General features: G+C 70.3%; 17 protein-coding genes. 9 read left to right on the plus strand and 8 right to left on the minus strand.

Annotation, left to right across the window (positions count from 1 at the left end):
• Positions 1–16: 16 nt before the first annotated feature.
• A complete protein-coding gene (locus tag ACFU5O_RS21790; RefSeq protein WP_384242925.1) occupies positions 17–1,219 on the minus strand; it encodes a sensor histidine kinase in 1,203 nt (400 codons plus the stop codon).
• 87 nt (positions 1,220–1,306) lie between these two features.
• On the opposite strand from ACFU5O_RS21790, the gene ACFU5O_RS21795 reads away from it, so the two are divergent.
• Together ACFU5O_RS21795 and ACFU5O_RS21800 are read left to right on the plus strand one after the other, a co-directional pair.
• Positions 1,307–2,326, plus strand: a complete 1,020-nt coding sequence (locus ACFU5O_RS21795; RefSeq protein WP_384243241.1) for an SAM-dependent methyltransferase — start codon at positions 1,307–1,309, stop codon at positions 2,324–2,326.
• Between the two features lie 106 nt (positions 2,327–2,432).
• A complete protein-coding gene (locus ACFU5O_RS21800) occupies positions 2,433–3,575 on the plus strand; it encodes an NADH-quinone oxidoreductase subunit D (RefSeq protein ID WP_384242928.1) in 1,143 nt (380 codons plus the stop codon).
• 123 nt (positions 3,576–3,698) lie between these two features.
• Here the strand turns inward: ACFU5O_RS21800 and ACFU5O_RS21805 are convergent, their stop codons facing one another.
• From ACFU5O_RS21805 to ACFU5O_RS21820, 4 genes are all read right to left on the minus strand, one after another.
• On the minus strand, positions 3,699–4,670 hold the full coding sequence (locus ACFU5O_RS21805; RefSeq protein ID WP_384242931.1) for a hypothetical protein: 972 nt from the start codon (positions 4,668–4,670) through the stop codon (positions 3,699–3,701).
• Between the two features lie 142 nt (positions 4,671–4,812).
• On the minus strand, positions 4,813–5,796 hold the full coding sequence (locus tag ACFU5O_RS21810) for an ABC transporter substrate-binding protein (protein WP_384242934.1): 984 nt from the start codon (positions 5,794–5,796) through the stop codon (positions 4,813–4,815).
• 29 nt (positions 5,797–5,825) lie between these two features.
• Positions 5,826–6,512 carry an ABC transporter permease gene (locus ACFU5O_RS21815; RefSeq protein ID WP_384242937.1) on the minus strand — a complete coding sequence of 229 codons (687 nt, stop codon included), beginning with the start codon at positions 6,510–6,512 and terminating at the stop codon, positions 5,826–5,828.
• The gene (locus tag ACFU5O_RS21820) at positions 6,512–7,195 is read right to left on the minus strand and encodes an ABC transporter permease (protein ID WP_384242939.1); all 684 of its coding nucleotides are present in this window, start codon (positions 7,193–7,195) and stop codon (positions 6,512–6,514) included. The genes ACFU5O_RS21815 and ACFU5O_RS21820 overlap by 1 nt, the downstream gene beginning before the upstream one ends.
• A gap of 199 nt (positions 7,196–7,394) precedes the next feature.
• Between ACFU5O_RS21820 and ACFU5O_RS21825 the strand changes: the two genes are divergently transcribed.
• Complete coding sequence (locus ACFU5O_RS21825) at positions 7,395–8,588, plus strand: ABC transporter ATP-binding protein (protein WP_384242942.1); 1,194 nt, start codon at positions 7,395–7,397, stop codon at positions 8,586–8,588.
• Between the two features lie 40 nt (positions 8,589–8,628).
• Here the strand turns inward: ACFU5O_RS21825 and ACFU5O_RS21830 are convergent, their stop codons facing one another.
• The gene (locus tag ACFU5O_RS21830; RefSeq protein WP_384242944.1) at positions 8,629–9,741 is read right to left on the minus strand and encodes an alpha/beta hydrolase; all 1,113 of its coding nucleotides are present in this window, start codon (positions 9,739–9,741) and stop codon (positions 8,629–8,631) included.
• Between the two features lie 160 nt (positions 9,742–9,901).
• On the opposite strand from ACFU5O_RS21830, the gene ACFU5O_RS21835 reads away from it, so the two are divergent.
• From ACFU5O_RS21835 to ACFU5O_RS21860, 6 genes are all read left to right on the plus strand, one after another.
• Positions 9,902–11,737, plus strand: coding sequence for a phosphatidylglycerol lysyltransferase domain-containing protein (locus ACFU5O_RS21835; RefSeq protein WP_384242945.1), 1,836 nt, complete (start codon positions 9,902–9,904; stop codon positions 11,735–11,737).
• Positions 11,738–11,798: 61 nt separating this feature from the next.
• Positions 11,799–12,659, plus strand: a complete 861-nt coding sequence (gene folP, locus ACFU5O_RS21840; protein WP_384242947.1) for a dihydropteroate synthase — start codon at positions 11,799–11,801, stop codon at positions 12,657–12,659.
• Entirely contained in the window at positions 12,656–13,117 is a 462-nt protein-coding gene (locus tag ACFU5O_RS21845) for a nuclear transport factor 2 family protein (RefSeq protein ID WP_384242949.1), read from the plus strand. The genes folP and ACFU5O_RS21845 overlap by 4 nt, the downstream gene beginning before the upstream one ends.
• A gap of 193 nt (positions 13,118–13,310) precedes the next feature.
• The gene (gene folB / locus ACFU5O_RS21850; RefSeq protein ID WP_384242952.1) at positions 13,311–13,670 is read left to right on the plus strand and encodes a dihydroneopterin aldolase; all 360 of its coding nucleotides are present in this window, start codon (positions 13,311–13,313) and stop codon (positions 13,668–13,670) included.
• On the plus strand, positions 13,667–14,254 hold the full coding sequence (gene folK / locus ACFU5O_RS21855) for a 2-amino-4-hydroxy-6-hydroxymethyldihydropteridine diphosphokinase (protein WP_384242954.1): 588 nt from the start codon (positions 13,667–13,669) through the stop codon (positions 14,252–14,254). Before folB ends, folK begins: the two co-directional genes overlap by 4 nt.
• Before the next feature lie 41 nt (positions 14,255–14,295).
• On the plus strand, positions 14,296–14,781 hold the full coding sequence (locus ACFU5O_RS21860) for a DUF3180 domain-containing protein (protein WP_384242956.1): 486 nt from the start codon (positions 14,296–14,298) through the stop codon (positions 14,779–14,781).
• A gap of 523 nt (positions 14,782–15,304) precedes the next feature.
• Here the strand turns inward: ACFU5O_RS21860 and folE are convergent.
• Positions 15,305–15,910 (minus strand): GTP cyclohydrolase I FolE, encoded by a 606-nt coding sequence (gene folE, locus ACFU5O_RS21865; RefSeq protein ID WP_384242958.1) that lies wholly within the window; start codon positions 15,908–15,910, stop codon positions 15,305–15,307.
• A gap of 120 nt (positions 15,911–16,030) precedes the next feature.
• Positions 16,031–18,064 carry an ATP-dependent zinc metalloprotease FtsH gene (ftsH, locus tag ACFU5O_RS21870; protein ID WP_384242960.1) on the minus strand — a complete coding sequence of 678 codons (2,034 nt, stop codon included), beginning with the start codon at positions 18,062–18,064 and terminating at the stop codon, positions 16,031–16,033.
• Positions 18,065–18,133: the final 69 nt, after the last annotated feature.

Below are 18,133 nucleotides of genomic sequence, written 5' to 3' on the forward strand. Positions count from 1 at the left end.
GGCGGTGCGGGTGAGCCTAGTGGGCGGGCTTGAGCGGCAGCAGGACGCTGATACGGAATCCGCCGCCCGGCCGCGGCCCCGCGTCGAGAGTGCCGCCGACCATGCCGACACGCTCGCGCATGCCGATGAGGCCGTGGCCCTTGCCGTCGGCGCCGCCGTCCACGTACATCTCCTGGGACGCGCCCCGGCCGTCGTCCTCGACGAGAAGTCCGAGCCCGTCGTCGAAGTACACAAGACGCACGCTCGCCCCGACATCGGGGCCACCGTGCTTGCGCGTGTTGGTGAGGGCCTCCTGCACGATGCGGTACGCCGTGAGCTCCACGCCGCTCGGCAGCGGCCGCGGGGTGCCCTCGATCTTGAAGTCGACCTCGAGACCCGACCTACGCACCTGGTCGACCAGATCCTCGATCTGCTGGACGTCGGGCTGCGGCACGTACTCCCCGCTCTCCGGGTCGTCACCGGTGCGCAGCACACCCAGCAGCCGGCGCATCTCGGCGAGCGCCTGGCGGCCGGTGGTGGAGATGGTCTCCAGGGCCTGCCGGGCCTGGTCGGGGGCGGCGTCCATGACATAGGCGGCGCCGTCTGCCTGCACCACCATCACGGAGACGTTGTGCGCGACGACGTCATGGAGCTCACGGGCGATCCGGGCACGCTCGGCGGCGACGGCGACCTTGGACTGTGCCTCGCGCTCCTTCTCCAGCCTGGATGCACGCTCCTCCAGCTGGGCGAAGTAGGCGCGGCGGGTGCGCAGCGAGTCACCGAGCACCCAGGCGAGCGCGAAGGGCACGCTCATGACGACGGTGATGAAGATCCGCTGGCCGATACCGGCGTTCTCCTGCGGCCAGCGGATCTGGGAGAGCGTGGCCGCGCTCAGTCCGCCGACGAGAGCGAGGCGGGACGCCCAGCGCGGGCCGTCGTGCACCGCGACCGTGTAGATGATCACGAGCATCGCGAAGTCCGCCGGGTTGTCCTCGACACCCAGCACCAGCTGGGCGATGCCGAGGGCGGCCACGAGCAGGAGCATCTTCTCGGGTGCGCGGCGGCGCAGCGCGATGGCGAGGCAGAGCAGGAGGGCGATGGCGGCCGCCACGATCCGGGGCTGGTTCCCGACGTTGTTCTCCTGGACGACCCACAGCAGGGAGAACCCGAAGAGGACGACGGCCCAGAAGGTGTCGACGCCCGTCGGGTGCCTGCGGATGAAGTCATAGAGGCTCTGCACGTAACCCAGCGTAGGGAAGGCGGAAAGGTGCATGGGTCAACCGGAGGGTCGATCCGGTCGGCAGGTGCCTACTCCGCAAGGTGGAGACTGGCACGCGTGACGACTGAGGCAACCGATGCGCCGGACGGCTGGATCCCGTGGCGGAAGGCGACGGAACGCGCGCTGTACGGGCCAGGCGGGTTCTACCGGCGGCCGGAGGGCCCGGCCGGGCATTTCCGTACGTCCGTGCACGCCTCGGCGCTGTACGCCACCGCCGTCGCGGCGCTCCTGGCCGAGACCGCGCAGTCACTGCCCGGCGCTCCCGAGATCGCGTTCGTCGACATGGGCGCCGGGCGGGGTGAGCTGGTGACGGCCGTGCTCGCGGCGCTCCCGGGCGGACGGCTGCCGGACGGGCGAGCGGTACGCGCCTGGGCGGTCGAACGCGCGGGACGCCCGGCGGACCTCGATCCGCGCATCGGCTGGACGGAGCGGCCGCCCGCCGGGGTGAGCGGGCTGCTCTTCGCGAACGAGTGGCTGGACAACGTCCCGGTGGATGTCGTGGAGGTGGACGGTGCGGGCGACGCCCGGTACGTCCTGGTCAGCGGCGCCGACGGCGAGGAACGCCTCGGGGACCCGGTGAGCGGCGCCGACGCACGGTGGCTGGAGCGCTGGTGGCCCGCCGCCGGGCCGGGCTCGCGGGCGGAGATCGGCAGGCCCCGGGACGAGGCGTGGGCAGCGGCGGTCGCGACCCTGGACGCCGGACTCGCCGTCGCCGTGGACTACGCGCACCACGCCGGCGCCCGTCCCCCCTTCGGCACACTGACCGGCTTCCGCGGCGGCCGCGAGGTCCGGCCGGTCCCGGACGGCAGCTGCGACATCACGGCGCACGTGGCCCTGGACGCCTGCGCCGGCCCCGGCGCCGAGCTGGTGTCGCAGCGCGAGGCCCTGCACCGCCTCGGCGTCTCGGGTGCCCGCCCGCCCCTCGCGCTGGCCACGTCCGACCCGACGGCGTACGTACGCGCGCTGGCATCGGCGGGCGAGGCGGCCGAACTCACCGCCCGCGGCGGCCTCGGCGACTTCACCTGGCTGCTCCAGCCGGTACCGCCAAGGGCGGGACGGGACGCGTGAGCCGCTCAGGCCCCGGGAGCTGTCTCCGGCGGGGCCCCTGGCCCGGAAGTGTCCGGCACCCGGGCCGGGCCGCGGGGACCCGCACGGGCGAGGGATACTGTCGCCCATGACGGAGACGACGGTCGGCATCGGCGGCGCGGCGGAGAGCACCGACATGGTGCTGAACATCGGCCCGCAGCATCCCTCCACGCACGGCGTGCTCCGGCTCCGGCTCGTCCTGGACGGCGAGCTGATCCAGCACGCCGAGCCGGTGATCGGCTATATGCACCGCGGTGCGGAGAAGCTCTTCGAGGCGCGCGACTACCGCCAGATCGTGATGCTGGCCAACCGCCACGACTGGCTGTCCGCCTTCTCGAACGAACTCGGCGTCGTCATGGCCGTCGAGCGGATGCTCGGCATGGAGGTCCCGGAGCGTGCGGTCTGGATGCGGACGCTGCTCGCCGAACTGAACCGGGTGCTCAACCACCTGATGTTCCTCGGGTCGTACCCTCTCGAACTGGGCGGAATCACCCCGGTCTTCTACGCCTTCCGTGAGCGCGAAGAGCTCCAGAACGTCATGGAGGAGATCTCCGGCGGCCGAATGCACTACATGTTCAACCGTGTCGGCGGTCTCAAGGAGGACCTGCCCGCGGGATGGACCGGCCGGGCCCGGCAGGTGGTCGCCGATGTGCGGTCGCGGATGGACGTGTTCGACCGGCTCGTCCTCGGCAACGAGATCTTCCGCGGTCGTACGCGCGGCATCGGTGTCCTGACGCCGCAGAACGTGCACGCCTACGGCGTATCCGGCCCGATCGCCCGCGCGTCCGGTGTCGACTTCGACCTCCGCCGCGACGAGCCCTACCTCGCGTACGCCGAGCTCCAGGACACTCTCGAGGTCGTCACCCGGACCGAGGGCGACTGCCTGGCCCGCTTCGAGTGCCTGCTGGAGCAGACGCACAATGCGCTCGCCCTCGCGGAGGCCTGCCTCGACCGGCTCGCCGAGCTGCCGCCCGGCCCCGTCAACCAGCGCCTGCCGAAGGTCCTGAAGGCCCCCGAGGGCCACACCTACGCCTGGACCGAGAACCCGCTCGGCATCAACGGCTACTACCTGGTCTCCAAGGGCGAGAAGACCCCGTACCGTCTCAAGCTCCGTTCGGCCTCGTACAACAACATCCAGGCGCTGACCGAACTGCTGCCGGGCACGCTCGTCGCCGACATGGTGGCGATCCTGGGGTCGCTCTTCTTCGTGGTCGGCGACATCGACAAGTAAGGCGGCACCGCCACACAGGCCGGCGCCGCCGTACGGTCGCACCCCGGCGCCGCCGTACGGTCGCACCCCGGGCACGACCGCGCCGCGCGGCGGTCCCCCGAGGAGGGGAACCTCCGCGCCACGTCAGGAAATCGCGCTGCGCAGCTCCACGACGTCCAGCTGCTCGGTCTCGTCGTGTGCGGTCAGGTCGATGACCTTCCCCACCGCACGGCCCTCCGTGCGCTTGGTGTCGGCCAGTGCCTCTTCACCCACCACGTCGGCCAGGTCCTCGTCCTGGACCGACGCGAGCTCTGCGGGCCGGCTGCCGCTGCCCGTGCCGAAGAAGTCGAAGCCGCCCAGGGGCCGGGCCTGACGCGCGGTGTACGGAACGATCGCCGAGGCGATCGGCACCGGCCTCCTTGCGAGGGTGGCGGACGTCGGGCGGGTGTGCTGCTCTCCCCCGGCGACCGCCGTGTGCTTCCCCTGCGACTCGTCGGCCTCCCTCGCCCGCTCGGCGATGTCGCGCTTGCGGGCCTCCTCGACGGTGCGCCTGGCTTCCTGGGCCGCGGCGTTGCGCGACAGGTCCTCCAGCGCCTTGGCGGCACGCAGATACGCGGACGGTGTCGGCGTGGAACCGGCGGGGAGCAGCTCCTTGGGCGCGGAGGCCTCGATCGCGAGCTGCCTGCGGCCCTCGAGGGCGCTGGCCCGCTCCGTCTCGGCGGTCGCGTACCGACGCAGCAGCGCGGCGTGCTCGTTGCGCAGGGCGGCCAGCTCGACCCTCTTGGAGCGGAGCTTGGCGTCCAGCTTGGCGCGCAGCTCGCGGGATTCGTCGAGGTCGGCCTCCAGCTCGGCCGTCCGCTCCTCGGTCTTCCAGGCGTCGCTCGCGCGGGCGCGGGTGAGCTCGGCGACGCGGCGGCCCGCGTTCCGGTCCCAACTGCGCATGAGCACGGCGCCGGTGACGGCGGCTGCCGCCGCTGCCGCGACCATGATGCGGAGCACCACAGGATCCGCGAACAGCCAGGCGCCGGCGGCACAGAGAACCGAGGCTCCGGCGACCGCGGCGGGCTGGAGGAGCCGGTGCAGAGGTGGGGAATGGCGGTGGCGTCCACGTGGCATGGCCTGAAATTTACCGTGCGTAGGTGACGAATGGGGGGTCACCCCGGCAATCTCTTGGTCAGTTCGGACCGCACTTCGATCCGGCTCCTTGCGGAACCGGATCGAAGTCACAACGGAAACCGGGCCGGCGCCCTTTGCTCCCCTACTTCTTGGTCAGGCCCTTGGACGCCAGGTACTCCTTCGCCACGTCCTCGGGCTTCGCCCGCTCCGCATCCACCTTCCGGTTCAACTCCACCAGGTCCTGCGTGGTCAGCGTGCTCGTGAGCTTGCCCAGAATGTCCGCTATCTCCTGTCCCCCGGCGTCCTTGGCGTTGAGAACCGGCAGCACGTTGTCCGCGTTCTGGAGCTTCTTGTCGTCCTCCAGCAGCACCAGCCCGAAGGTGTCGAGGGTGGCGTCGGTCGTGGTGGTCAGGACCAGCTGGTCCTCACCGTCCTTGACCGCCTGCTTCGCCTGGGGCGTACCGACACCCTTCGGATCCACACCCGACACATCGATGCCGTAGACCTTCTTCAGACCGGGCGCGCAGAACGGCCGGACCTCGCATTCGTCCCCGGCCGCGACCCTGACCGCGAGCTTCGACTTCCCAAGATCGGAAAGGGTCTTGAGCTTGTTCTTCCCGGCGAATTCCTTGCTCACCGCGAAGGCGTTCTGGTCGACGGCCTCCCCGGCGGGCAGCACCTTCAGCCCGCGCGGCTCCGCGAGCTTCTTGAGCCCTGCCACCGTGGCGGCGACATCGCTGGAGGCGACGGGCTTCTCCTCCGGCGCCTTGGGGCCGTTCACCTTGGCATTGAGGAATTCGGCGACGGTCGCCGCGTATTCCGGTACGACGTCGATCTCGCCCTTTTCCAGCGACGGCTCGTACAGCTCGCGGTTCTTCACCGTGGTGACGGACGTGCTGTACCCGGCGTCTCCCAGGACCTGGGCATAGAGCTCGGCCAGCACCTTGGACTCCGTGAACGCCGCGGCCCCGACGACGAGCGTGCCCTTCTTGCCGCCGCCCGCGTCACCGCCCGCGCCCCCGGAGCCCTTGTCCTGCTCCAGGCTCTCGCCGCCGCATGCGGCGAGCGAGCCGACGAGGCCCACGACGCCCAGTACCGCACCTGCGATACGCGAGGTCTTGCTCATGAGGTTCACCATCCAAGGGAGTGAGTCGTTCACACTGTTTTCCGCAGGGGACGCCGGGGGCGCAGCGGGCTGCACACGCGGTCCACCAGCACCAGCACGGCCTCCACAAGGAGGGCGAGCAAAGCCACGAGCAATGCGCCCGCGACCACTTGAGGGGTGTTGTAGGTGTTGAATCCGGCCGTGATGATCCGGCCGAGGCCGCCCTGTCCGACCATCGCCGCGATCGTCGCGGTCGCGACGACCTGGACGGCGGCCGACCGCAGCCCGGTCATCAGCATCGGGTACGCGAGGGGCAGCTCGACCCGGGCGAAGAGCTGCCGGCCGGACATACCCATCCCCCTCGCGGCCTCCACGACCGCCCGGTCCACCTCGCGCATCCCCACGTAGGCGTTGGTGAGCAGCGGCGGCACGGCGAACAGCACCAGCGCGACGACCGTCGGGACATAGCCGGCGCTGCGCAGCGGCGACACCATGAAGAGCGCGAGCACCGCGAAGACGGGCACGGCCCTGCCCACGTTGGAGACATTGACCGCGAGGGCGCCGCCGCGGCCGATGTGCCCCAGATACAGCGCGACCGGCAGCGCGATCAGGCAGGCGAGCGCGAGGGCGGCCCCGCTCACGTACAGATGCTCCGCGAGGCGGCTCCAGGCCCCGTTCTCCCCGGCCCAGTTGGACTCCGTGGTCAGCCAGGACCAGGCGCCGTCCAGTACCCCCATCAGCGGGCCCCTCGCGTACGTATGCGCGTCCAGGGCGTCAGCAGGCGCTGGACGCCCAGCAGCAGAAGATCGGCGACGACCGCCAGCAGCACACAGAGCACAGAGGCCGTCAGCACCTGGGCCTTGAAGAAGCTGGGCAGCGCGTCCTCGATGAGATTGCCGAGGCCACCACGGCCGACGATGGAACCGACGGTGGTGAGCGCGACGGTCGACACCGTGGCGATCCGCAGGCCCGCCATCATCGCCGGGAGCGCCAGCGGGAGCTCGACCTCCCACAGCAGCCTGCCCGGCCCGTACCCCATGCCCCGCGCGGCCTCACGCGCTTCCGCGGGGACCGATGCGAGGCCCGCCAGGATGTTGCGGACGAGGATCGTCAGCGAATACAGCACCAGGCCCGTGACCACCAGGGCTGCGGAAAGCCCGAAGAAGGGCAGCAGCAGCGAGAACATCGCCAGCGACGGGATCGTGTACAGCACGGTCGTCAGCCCGAGGACCGGGCCGGTGAGGCGGGGGCTGCGTCGGGCCAGCAGTGCCAGCGGAAAGGCGATGGCCAGACCGATCAGCACCGAGACCACGGTGATCCAGACATGCTGGACCGTCGCGTCGGTCAACTCCTGGCTGCGGGACCGGAGATATTCACCGCAGATCCAGTCGTTCGTCACCAGGCAGTTCTGCCCGCTCATATGCCGCACCCCCCGCCGTCCGTCGTCGTCCTCGCCCGTCGATCCGGCTTGCCCGCGGGTGCGCGGGTTTTCGCCGGTTCTTCGAAAGTCCGTCCGGAAACCGACCCTAACCCCCGCCACCGACAATCACCGAAGAGCTTCGCGTTCCAGCAACACGCCCTTCACACTTGTCCGGCTCCTGCCCGTCACAATGGGAGGCATGATCCGATTCGAGCACGTCACCAAGCGCTACCCGGACGGCACCATCGCCGTCGACGACCTCTCGTTCGAGGTTGCCGAGGGCGAACTGGTCACGCTCGTCGGACCTTCCGGCTGCGGCAAGACGACCACGATGAAAATGGTCAACAGGCTCATCGAGCCCACCAGCGGCCGGATATTCCTGGACGGTCACGACATATCCGCCACCGACCCCGTCCAACTGCGCCGCCACATCGGCTACGTCATCCAGCAGGTCGGGCTGTTCCCCCACAAGACCGTGCTGGAGAACACGGCCACGGTTCCCCACCTGCTGGGCTGGAAGCGCGGCAAGGCCCAGGAGCGCGCCGCCGAACTCCTCGATCTGGTCGGCCTGGACCCGAGGAAGTACGGCGACCGCTATCCGGACCAGCTCTCCGGCGGCCAGCGCCAGCGCGTCGGGGTGGCCAGGGCGCTGGCGGCCGACCCGCCCGTCCTGCTGATGGACGAGCCGTTCGGCGCGGTCGACCCGGTCGTACGCGACCACCTCCAGAGCGAGTTCCTCAGGCTCCAGGCGGCCGTCCGCAAGACGGTCCTCTTCGTCACCCACGACATCGAGGAAGCGGTCCGTCTCGGCGACCGTATCGCCGTCTACGGGCAGGGCACGATCGAGCAGTTCGACGCCCCCGCGACCGTGCTGGGCGCGCCCGCCACCCCCTATGTCGCGGACTTCGTCGGCGCGGACCGCGGACTGAAGCGGCTGTCCGTCACCCCCATCGAGGAGGGGGATCTCGAACAGCCCCCGGTCGTCCATCTCGACGACCCGCTGCCCCGGGAGCTCGGCGCGCCCTGGGCCGTCGTCCTGGACGGCGAGGACAATCTGCACGGCTGGATCTCCGCGGACCGGGCCGCGGGCGCCGGGGGATCCGTCCGCGACCACGCCCGCCGTATGGAGGCCTGGCTGCCCGTCGGCGCCTCGCTCAAGCAGGCGTTCGCGACGATGCTGCAGCACGACGCGGGCTGGATCGCCGTCATCGACCGGGAGGAGACGGGACGTTTCCTCGGTGTGCTGACCCCGGCACGTCTGCACGAGGCGCTGCGCCGCTCCATCGACGCGGACGCGCAGGACGTCCCGCGTACCTCGGTGGAGCTGGAGACCGTGGGTGCCGTGGGTGCCGTGGGAGCCGTGGGAACCGTGGAGAAGGTCACCCCGCGCTGAGCGGTTCCGCCTCCGGGCCCGGCCGGGCTTTCGGGGCGCCTCAGGCGCCGCTGAGCCGCCCGCTCATCCACACCAGAGCAGGTGGTATCTCGCGGCGCCAGGTGTTGAAGTTGTGCCCGCCGCTGTCGAGCGTGATGGAGGAGACCCGTGCGGGCGACTTCACCTTCTTGATGAACTCGTGCGTGGCGGTCAGGTTGCCCTCGCCCTGCTTCGAGGTCGTCACGAGGAACGAGGACGCGCCCTGCGGCCGGTGGTCCAGGCTCCACAGCAGGTTCGCCCGCTTCCGCTCGTGCTTGTCGCCGTTGAAGAGATCGCCGGTCGTCGCGTCCTCGGCCGCCCTGTAGTACGCGGACAGCCCCGCGCCCGCCGCGAACTGCTCCGGGTGGTGCAGCGCGATCTTCAGCGCGCAGTAGCCGCCGGTCGAGTTGCCCATGAATCCCCAGTTGCGCGGCTTGGTGCCCACGCGATACGCCTCGGACACCGCGGCGGGCAGGTCCTTGGCGAAGAACGTCTCGGTCCGGGGCCCACCGGGGACGTCGACGCACTCGGTGTCCCGCGGCGGCGCCACCGTCGGCCGCATCATGACGAGGATCATCGGCTGCATCTTCCCGTCCGCGGCCTGCTGGTACGCCGTTCTCGGGTACTTGAGGCCCTTGAGCAGGTTCTCGGCGGTGCCCGGGTAGCCCGTCAGGACGACCGTCGCCGGAAAGGTCTTCTTCGCGAAGGCCGGCTGGAAGTACTCGGGCGGCAGATAGACGTAGGCGGGGCTGTCGATCCCCGACTTCTCCCCCTCGATCACGACCTTGTGTATCTGGCCGCCCACCGCGGGCCGGGAGCCACCCGGGACGTCCGGCTTCTGCTTGCCGACCACCTTGAGGTGCTTGCTGCTCGCGGAGTGGTCCACCACGACGCCCATGTCCTGCTCCTGACCGAGGAGGTCGGCCCAGGAGCCGTAGAACAGGAAGGACTTGTTGGCGGCGAGCCCGACCGAGGCGAACAGCACGACCTGGGTCGCGAGGAGAAGCCCCACCCGGCCGAGGACGGCGCGCCAGCTCCGGCGGGACAACCGTGGCCACAGCCATATCGTCGCGGCGAAGAGAGCCACGCCGGCCAGTACGGCCAGCGCCAGAACCTTGTTACTGGTGAGACCCATGGGGCGATCGCGATTCTTCCGTGAGTGGTGGAGGTGAGAATTTCCTGAGGACGAATGAACCCGCTCCCCGGAAGTGCCGTCCTAGAGAGCGCAAATCGTCCGCAGCCGGCTGTTCCACGGCGAGGGACTTCACGAATTCTCTCGGAGTTACGGGAAAGCGATGTCTGTCACGATAGATGGGGATAAGTCGGGGTTGGTTCCGGTTCGAGTACGCCGGATCCTCAGCGGGCCGCGCGCCGAATCGGTGCCCGCGCTGGTCGGTACGGCCTGCACCTTCATCGGCCTGATCGACATCGCCGCGGGAGTGTTCCCCCGCTTCCGGCACAGCCGGATGCATGCCTTCGCCGAGGTGCTCCCGGGCGCCCTCGGCCCGTTCGCCGCAGCGCTCTCGCTGAGCGCCGGCGTCCTGCTGCTGCTTCTCGCACACGGCCTCAAGCGGAACAAGCGGCGTGCCTGGCGCGCCGCGGTCGTCCTGCTGCCGGCCGGGGCGGTGGCGCAGTTCCTGTACCGCAACTCCGTCATCGGCGTCGTGCTGTCGCTGGCGCTGTTCTCGCTCCTGCTGCGCCACCGCGGCCAGTTCGCGGCGCTGCCCGACCCGAGCAGCCGCTGGCGAGCACTCGCCAACTTCGTCCTGATGGGCGCCGGCTCGATCGGCCTCGGGCTGGTCATCGTCAGCGCCCACCCGAACAAGGTCGTCGGCAGCCCCAGCCTCATCGACCGCCTCGAGCACGTCCTGGTGGGCCTCTTCGGCATGGAGGGCCCGGTCGGCTACAGCGGCGGCGTCGACTGGACCGTCGGCTACTCGCTCGGCGCGCTCGGCCTGCTCACCGCCGTCACCACCGTCTATCTCGCCTTCCGCCCCGAGCAGCCGGCCGCCCGGCTCACCGAGGACGACGAGGCACAGCTGCGCGAACTGCTCGCCAAGCACGGCGGCCGCGACTCCCTCGGCCACTTCGCGCTCCGTCGCGACAAGGGCGTCGTCTTCTCCCCCAGCGGCAAGGCCGCCGTCTGCTACCGCGTCGTCTCCGGGGTGATGCTCGCCAGCGGCGACCCGATCGGTGACGTCGAGGCCTGGCCCGGCGCCATCGAACGCTTCATGGACGAGGCCAAGGCCCACTCCTGGACCCCCGCCGTGATGGGCTGCTCCGAGACCGGCGGTGAGGTGTGGACCCGGGAAACAGGCCTGGACGCCCTCGAACTCGGTGACGAGGCGGTGGTGGACGTCGCGGATTTCTCGCTGAGCGGGCGCGCCATGCGGAACGTGCGCCAGATGGTGAAGCGGATCGAGCGCAACGGCTACGAGACCCGCGTACGGCGCGTCCGTGACCTCCCCGAGGGCGAACTCGAGCGGATACGCGTCGCCGCCGGGGACTGGCGCGGCACCGAGACCGAGCGCGGCTTCTCCATGGCGCTCGGACGGATCGGAGACCCCTCGGACGGCGACAGCGTGATCGCCACCGCCCACAAGGAGGACCCCGACTCTCCGTACGGGGACCTGAAGGCCGTCCTCCACTTCGTTCCCTGGGGCACGGACGGCATGTCCCTGGATCTGATGCGACGCGACCGCTCCGCCGATCCCGGCATGAACGAACTGCTGATCGTCGCCGCTCTGCAGGCGTCCCCGCAGCTGGGCGTCGAGCGCGTCTCACTGAACTTCGCGATGTTCCGCTCGGCGCTCGCGCGCGGCGAGAAGCTGGGCGCGGGTCCTGTCCTGCGCATCTGGCGCGGGCTGCTGGTGTTCCTGTCCCGCTGGTTCCAGATCGAGTCGCTGTACAAGTTCAACGCCAAGTTCCGGCCACGCTGGGAGCCGCGTTTCGTGGTCTTCCGCAACACGCGTGATCTGCCGCGGATCGGCTTCGCCGCGATGCAGGCGGAGGGCTTCGTGACCTTCGCCCTCCCGCGCCCGTTCCGCCGCCGCAAGGCCCGCCCCGCCCGCCCCTGCGCGCACATCCGCCCGGCCTCCGCGACCGCGGACCGGGAAGTCCGCGCAGCTTAGGACAGGCCTGGGACCCGTGGGACCGGCGTGGGACGCCGTCGTACGGGCCTAGTCTGGACGCATGAGTACGTTGCGCGGACGGGGCACGGCCACAGGCCTGCCGGAGTGGGACCGCTGTGCGGTCATGGGAGTCATCAATGTGACGCCGGACTCCTTCTCCGACGGAGGCCGCTGGTTCGACACCACGGCCGCGGTCAAGCGCGGTCTCGACCTGGTTGCCGAGGGCGCCGACCTGGTCGACGTCGGTGGCGAGTCCACCCGGCCCGGCGCCACCCGGGTCGACGAGGAGGAAGAGCTGCGACGCGTTCTCCCCGTCGTACGCGGCCTGGCGGCCGAGGGCGTCACCGTCTCGGTCGACACCATGCGCGCCTCGGTGGCCGCCCGTTCGGTCGCGGCGGGCGCGGTCCTGGTCAACGACGTCTCCGGCGGCCTCGCCGACCCGGAGATGGTCCCGGCCGTCGCCGCGGCGGAGGTGCCCTTCGTGGTGATGCACTGGCGCGGATTCAGCGAGGACATGAACAGCCGGGCGGTGTACGGGGACGTCGTCGCCGAGGTGGTCGCGGAACTGCGCGAACGCATGGACGCGGTGGTCGCGGGCGGTGTGGACGCCGAACGGATCGTGATCGACCCGGGTCTCGGCTTCGCCAAGCGGGCCGAACACGATCTCGCGCTCGTCGCCCACCTCGCCGAGCTGCGCGCCCTGGGCCGCCCCCTGCTGGTCGCGGCGTCCCGTAAGCGGTTCCTCGGCCATGTGCTGGCTGACGGCGCCGCCACCCCGCCGCCCGCCCGCGAGCGCGACGCGGCAACCGCCGCGGTCTCCGCGATCGCCGCACACGAGGGCACCTGGGCAGTCCGGGTCCATGAGGTGAGGGCGACGGCGGACGCGGTGAGGGTCGCCAGGGCAGTAGAAGGAGCCAGGTGACTTCCCGTACGGACGTCGAAGGCGTCGAAGAGGCCAACACCGCCTTCTACGAGGCGATGGAGCGCGGCGACTTCGAGGAGGTCTCCGCACTCTGGCTGGACGGCGAGGGCAGCGACGACATCTCCTGTGTGCACCCGGGGTGGCCGGTACTGGCCGGCCGGGGCGAGGTGCTCCGCTCCTACGCGCTGATCATGGCGAACACGGAGTACATCCAGTTCTTCCTCACCGATGTACGGGTGAGCGTGGCCGGGGACACCGCCGTCGTCACCTGTACGGAGAACATCCTCAGCGGTGGTCCGGCGGAGGAGGCCGGTGAGCTGGGACCGCTCGTCGGGCAGCTGGTGGTGGCGACGAACGTGTTCCGTCGCACACCCGGCGGATGGAGGATCTGGTCACACCACGGTTCACCCGTTCTGGCCGAATCCGACGACGAGCAGGACGACGAGTCCCCCGCCTGAGCGGGGTATCGCCCTGCTGGATGGTTGCTTTCCGGGCAGGTGGGGTAGGCGCCGCTACCGGCCGCCCCGGCCCTGCCCGCAGCACCCGTGGGCGGGCCCTGTCGGTGCCCGCAGGTAGATTCGATTCAGTGCACTGCTGCCGCCCGCACGCGGCAGCGTGCTCGCAAGACCTACGACAGCAGGAGTGATTCGCGTGGATCGTGTCGCGCTGCGCGGCCTCAAGGCCCGCGGGCACCACGGCGTCTTCCCCCGGGAGCGCGAGGAAGGCCAGACCTTCATCGTGGACCTGGTGCTCGGCCTCGACACCCGCCCCGCGGCGGCGGACGACGACCTGGCGAAGACCGTGCACTACGGTGTGGTGGCCGAGGAGGTCGTCGACGTCGTCCAGGGCGAGCCGGTGGATCTGATCGAGACACTCGCGGAGCGCATCGCCCAGCAGTGCCTCAAGCACACGGGCGTCCAGGAGGTCGAAGTGGTCGTCCACAAGCCGGACGCCCCGATCACCGTCCCGTTCGACGACGTGACCGTCACGATCACCCGGAGCCGAGCATGAGCGACCCCACCGTACAGCCGGTACCCGCCGCCGTGGTCGAGCAGGTCGACGCGGCGGACATCACTCTGTCCAACCCGAAGCGGGCCGTCATCGCCCTCGGCTCCAACCTGGGCAACCGGCTGGAGACGCTCCAGGGCGCGATCGACGCGCTCGAGGACACTCCGGGCGTACGGGTGAAGGCTGTCTCACCGGTGTACGAGACGGAGCCGTGGGGCGTCGAGCCGGGCACCCAGCCGTCGTACTTCAACGCGGTCGTCGTGGTGAAGACCACCCTGCCGCCCGGCTCGCTGCTGGAGCGCGGCCACGCGATCGAGGAGGCGTACGACCGGGTGCGCGAGGAGCGCTGGGGCCCGCGGACGATCGACGTGGACATCGTGGCGTACGCGGACGTGATGTCCGACGACCCGGCCCTCACCCTGCCGCATCCCCGCGCCCATGAGCGGGCCTTCGTACTCGCCCCGTGGCACGACGTCGATCCGGCTGCCCAACTGCCCGGGCGCGGCCCGGTCGCGGAGCTGCTGGCCGGCGTGGGCCGGGAGGGTGTCGTGGCGCGCGGGGACCTGGAACTCCGTCTGCCCGAGTAGTCGTTAGGCTCGTCAGGGTCGCCGACACGAAGGACATGCGGGTGAAGCAACTACGGCTCCGGGTACTGGCCGGGCTCTTCGTGGTGGCCGGAGTGCTGTCATGGGGCGGTGCGCGTCTTTGGGACTCCTTCGGCACGCTGCCGAGCGTGCCGCTGGCCGCCCCGATCGTCCTCGCGGCGATCGCGGCCGTCCTCACGGCGACCGCGGTATCGCTGCGCACCCGTCTGCGCGCCCAGCGCGAGCGCCGCCCCGGGGCGAAAGGCGTCGAGCCCATGATGGCGGCACGTGCGGTCGTCTTCGGCCAGGCGAGCGCACTCGTCGCCGCGCTGGTCAGCGGCATGTACGGCGGCGTGGGCGTCTTCCTCCTCGGCTCCCTGGACATCCCGGCCCGCCGCGATCAGGCCATCTACGCGGCGTTCTCCGTGCTCGCGGGCATCGCGGTGATCGCGGCGGCGCTCTTCCTGGAGCGCGTCTGCAAGCTCCCCGAGGACGAGGACGAGGGAAAGGGCCACGTCCCGACGGCGTGAGGCGAGCGGTGCCCGCCCTCACGCGCGGCGGGGCGTCTTTGGCCACACCCGGCGGCGTACCCCCGGCCGCGTGAGCAGCCCGGCGCGGTACTCCCGCTCGGTACGTGCGCCTGCGCCTGCGGCAATGTCCCGCCCCGCACCTCTGTCTTCTCCAAGATCGTCGTCAGCCGTGTCCTGACGTCGTCCGGCAGGGAGACCCGGGCCGCCGAGAGACTCTCCTCGATATGCGCGGCGGTGCGGCTGCCCGGAACGGGGAGCCGCATACGGGCGGCCCCAGCAGGGACCAGGGGACGAGGCAGACGCCCAGTTCATGGGCCGCGGTCAGCAGGCCGGGTCGACGGGGCGCCACATGGACCACTCCGTCCGGACCGCGGCGACCGGATGGACCGCGTGCGCCGCGCGCAGCTGCTGCGCCGTCACATGCGGAACGCCGAAAGTCCCTCGCTCATGACTGCGACGCCGGCACTACCCGCCCGCCCTGCCGCGATGCCGGGATGCCCCGATGCCGGGATGTACGCGCCGGTCAGCGCGCCATGATCAGGCTCATCGCCTCGTTGCGCGTGGCGAGGTCCCGCAGTTGCCCGCGCACCGCCGAGGTGATCGTCTTGGCGCCCGGCTTGCGGATCCCGCGCATCGACATGCACATGTGCTCGCACTCGATGACGACGATCACACCGCGGGGCTCCAGGATCTCCATCAGCGAGTCCGCGACCTGGGTGGTCAACCGCTCCTGCACCTGGGGCCGGCGGGCGAAGACATCGACGAGGCGGGCGAGCTTGGACAGGCCGGTGATCTTGCCGGTGCTCGAGGGGATGTAGCCCACGTGGGCGACGCCCCTGAACGGCACCAGATGATGCTCACAGGTGCTGAAGACTTCGATGTCCTTCACCAGGACCATCTCGTCGTGACCGAGGTCGAACGTCGTCGTCAGGACGTCCTCCGGCTGCTGCCACAGCCCCGCGAATATCTCCCGGTACGCCCTGGCCACGCGCCCCGGCGTCTCCCGCAGCCCCTCACGGTCCGGGTCCTCGCCGACCGCGATGAGGAGTTCACGTACGGCGTTCTCGGCGCGCTTCTCGTCGAACTCGCCGATCGTCCCCTCGCCGTCGAGCGTCACCGGGTCGGTCATGTGTGTGCCTCGTTCCTGTGCTACGCAACGGCGGGAAAAACGCCGCACCTCCCAGGCTAGAACCTGGGAGGTGCGGCGTTCATTCCGGGCTTCGGGCCGGCGGGCCCGCGTAAGCCCTGGTCAGGCGTCCGGGCGGTCCTCGGCGACCGGCTCGGCCGACGTCTTGGTGACATCCGTCACCGTGCCGGTCGAAGAACCGGCACCGTTGGCCGTGCCGTTCGTCAGTGCCAGCTCCTTGGGGGAGAGCACCGGCGGGCGGGTCGACGGAGTGCGCCGTGAGGATCCGGTCCACGCCGGGCGGGCCGGGCGCTTCACGATCGGCGCGAAGATCTCCGCGATCTCCTCCTTGCCGAGGGTCTCCTTCTCGAGCAGCGCGAGGACCAGGTTGTCGAGAACGTCGCGGTTCTCGACAAGGATCTCCCAGGCCTCGTTGTGCGCGGTCTCGATGAGCTTCTTGACCTCTTCGTCGACCAGCGCCGCGACCTCTTCCGAGTAGTCGCGCTGGTGCGCCATCTCACGGCCGAGGAACGGCTCCGTGTTGTCGCCGCCGAACTTGATCGCGCCGAGCCGCTCGGTCATGCCGTACTGCGTGACCATCGCGCGGGCCGTGGTCGTGGCCTTCTCGATGTCGTTCGCCGCGCCCGTGGTGGGGTCGTGGAAGACGAGCTCCTCGGCCGCTCGGCCACCCAGCATGTACGCCAGCTGGTCGAGCATCTCGTTGCGCGTGGTCGAGTACTTGTCCTCGTCCGGGAGGACCATGGTGTAGCCCAGGGCCCGGCCGCGGGACAGGATCGTGATCTTGTGGACCGGGTCGGAGTTCGGGGAGGCCGCCGCGACCAGGGCGTGTCCGCCCTCGTGGTACGCGGTGATCTTCTTCTCCTTGTCGGACATGATCCGGGTCCGCTTCTGCGGGCCCGCCACGACGCGGTCGATCGCCTCGTCCAGCATGTGGTTGTCGATCAGCTTCAGGTCACTGCGGGCCGTCAGGAGGGCGGCCTCGTTCAGCACGTTCGACAGATCGGCACCGGTGAAGCCGGGGGTGCGACGGGCGACGGCCGAGAGGTCGACGTCCGGGGCGACCGGCTTGCCCTTCTGGTGGACCTTGAGGATCTCCAGACGGCCCTGCATGTCCGGGCGGTCGACGGCGATCTGGCGGTCGAAGCGGCCCGGGCGCAGCAGCGCCGGGTCGAGGATGTCCGGCCGGTTCGTGGCGGCGATCAGGATGACGCCGCCCTTCACGTCGAAGCCGTCCATCTCGACGAGCAGCTGGTTCAGGGTCTGCTCGCGCTCGTCGTGGCCGCCGCCGAGGCCCGCGCCGCGGTGCCGGCCGACGGCGTCGATCTCGTCGACGAAGACGATGGCCGGGGCGTTCGCCTTGGCCTGCTCGAAGAGGTCACGGACTCGCGAGGCACCGACACCGACGAACATCTCGACGAAGTCGGAACCCGAGATCGAGTAGAACGGGACGCCCGCCTCGCCCGCGACGGCGCGCGCGAGCAGCGTCTTGCCCGTGCCGGGCGGGCCGTACAGCAGCACGCCCTTGGGGATCTTGGCGCCGACTGCCTGGAACTTCGCCGGCTCCTGCAGGAACTCCTTGATCTCGTGGAGCTCCTCGACCGCCTCGTCGGACCCGGCCACATCGGAGAAGGTCGTCTTCGGGGTGTCCTTGGTGATGAGCTTGGCCTTGGACTTCCCGAAGTTCATGACCCGGGAGCCGCCGCCCTGCATCTGGTTCATCAGGAACAGGAAGACGACGACGATGAGCACGAACGGCAGCAGCGAGAGCAGCACCGAGAGGAACGGGCTCTGCCGCTCGGGCGAGACCGTGTAGCCCTTGTCGATCTGCCCGGCGTCGTACTTCTTCTGGAGGGTGTCGGCCAGCGCGACGCCCTGGTCGCCGATGTAGCTCGCCTGGACCTTGTCGCTGCCGTCGACCTTCTGGCCGTCCTTCAGCTCGATCTTGATGATCTGCTCATCGCCGGTGGTCAGCTTGGCCTGCTCGACCTGGTTCTTGTTGATCGCCTGGACAACCTTGCCGGTGTCCACCGTCTTGTAGCCGCCCGACGAGCCGACAACCTGCATCAGCACGACCACGGCGAGGACGGCCAGCACGATCCACATGACCGGCCCACGGAAGTATCGCTTCACGTCCATCCATACGGAGCGGTGTCGCTCCGTCCCTCCTGCCCGTAGGTAAATGCTGCTATGAGACTCAACTGAAAA

It is taken from the genome of Streptomyces sp. NPDC057445 (genome assembly GCF_042802855.1).
Lineage (GTDB): Bacteria > Actinomycetota > Actinomycetes > Streptomycetales > Streptomycetaceae > Streptomyces.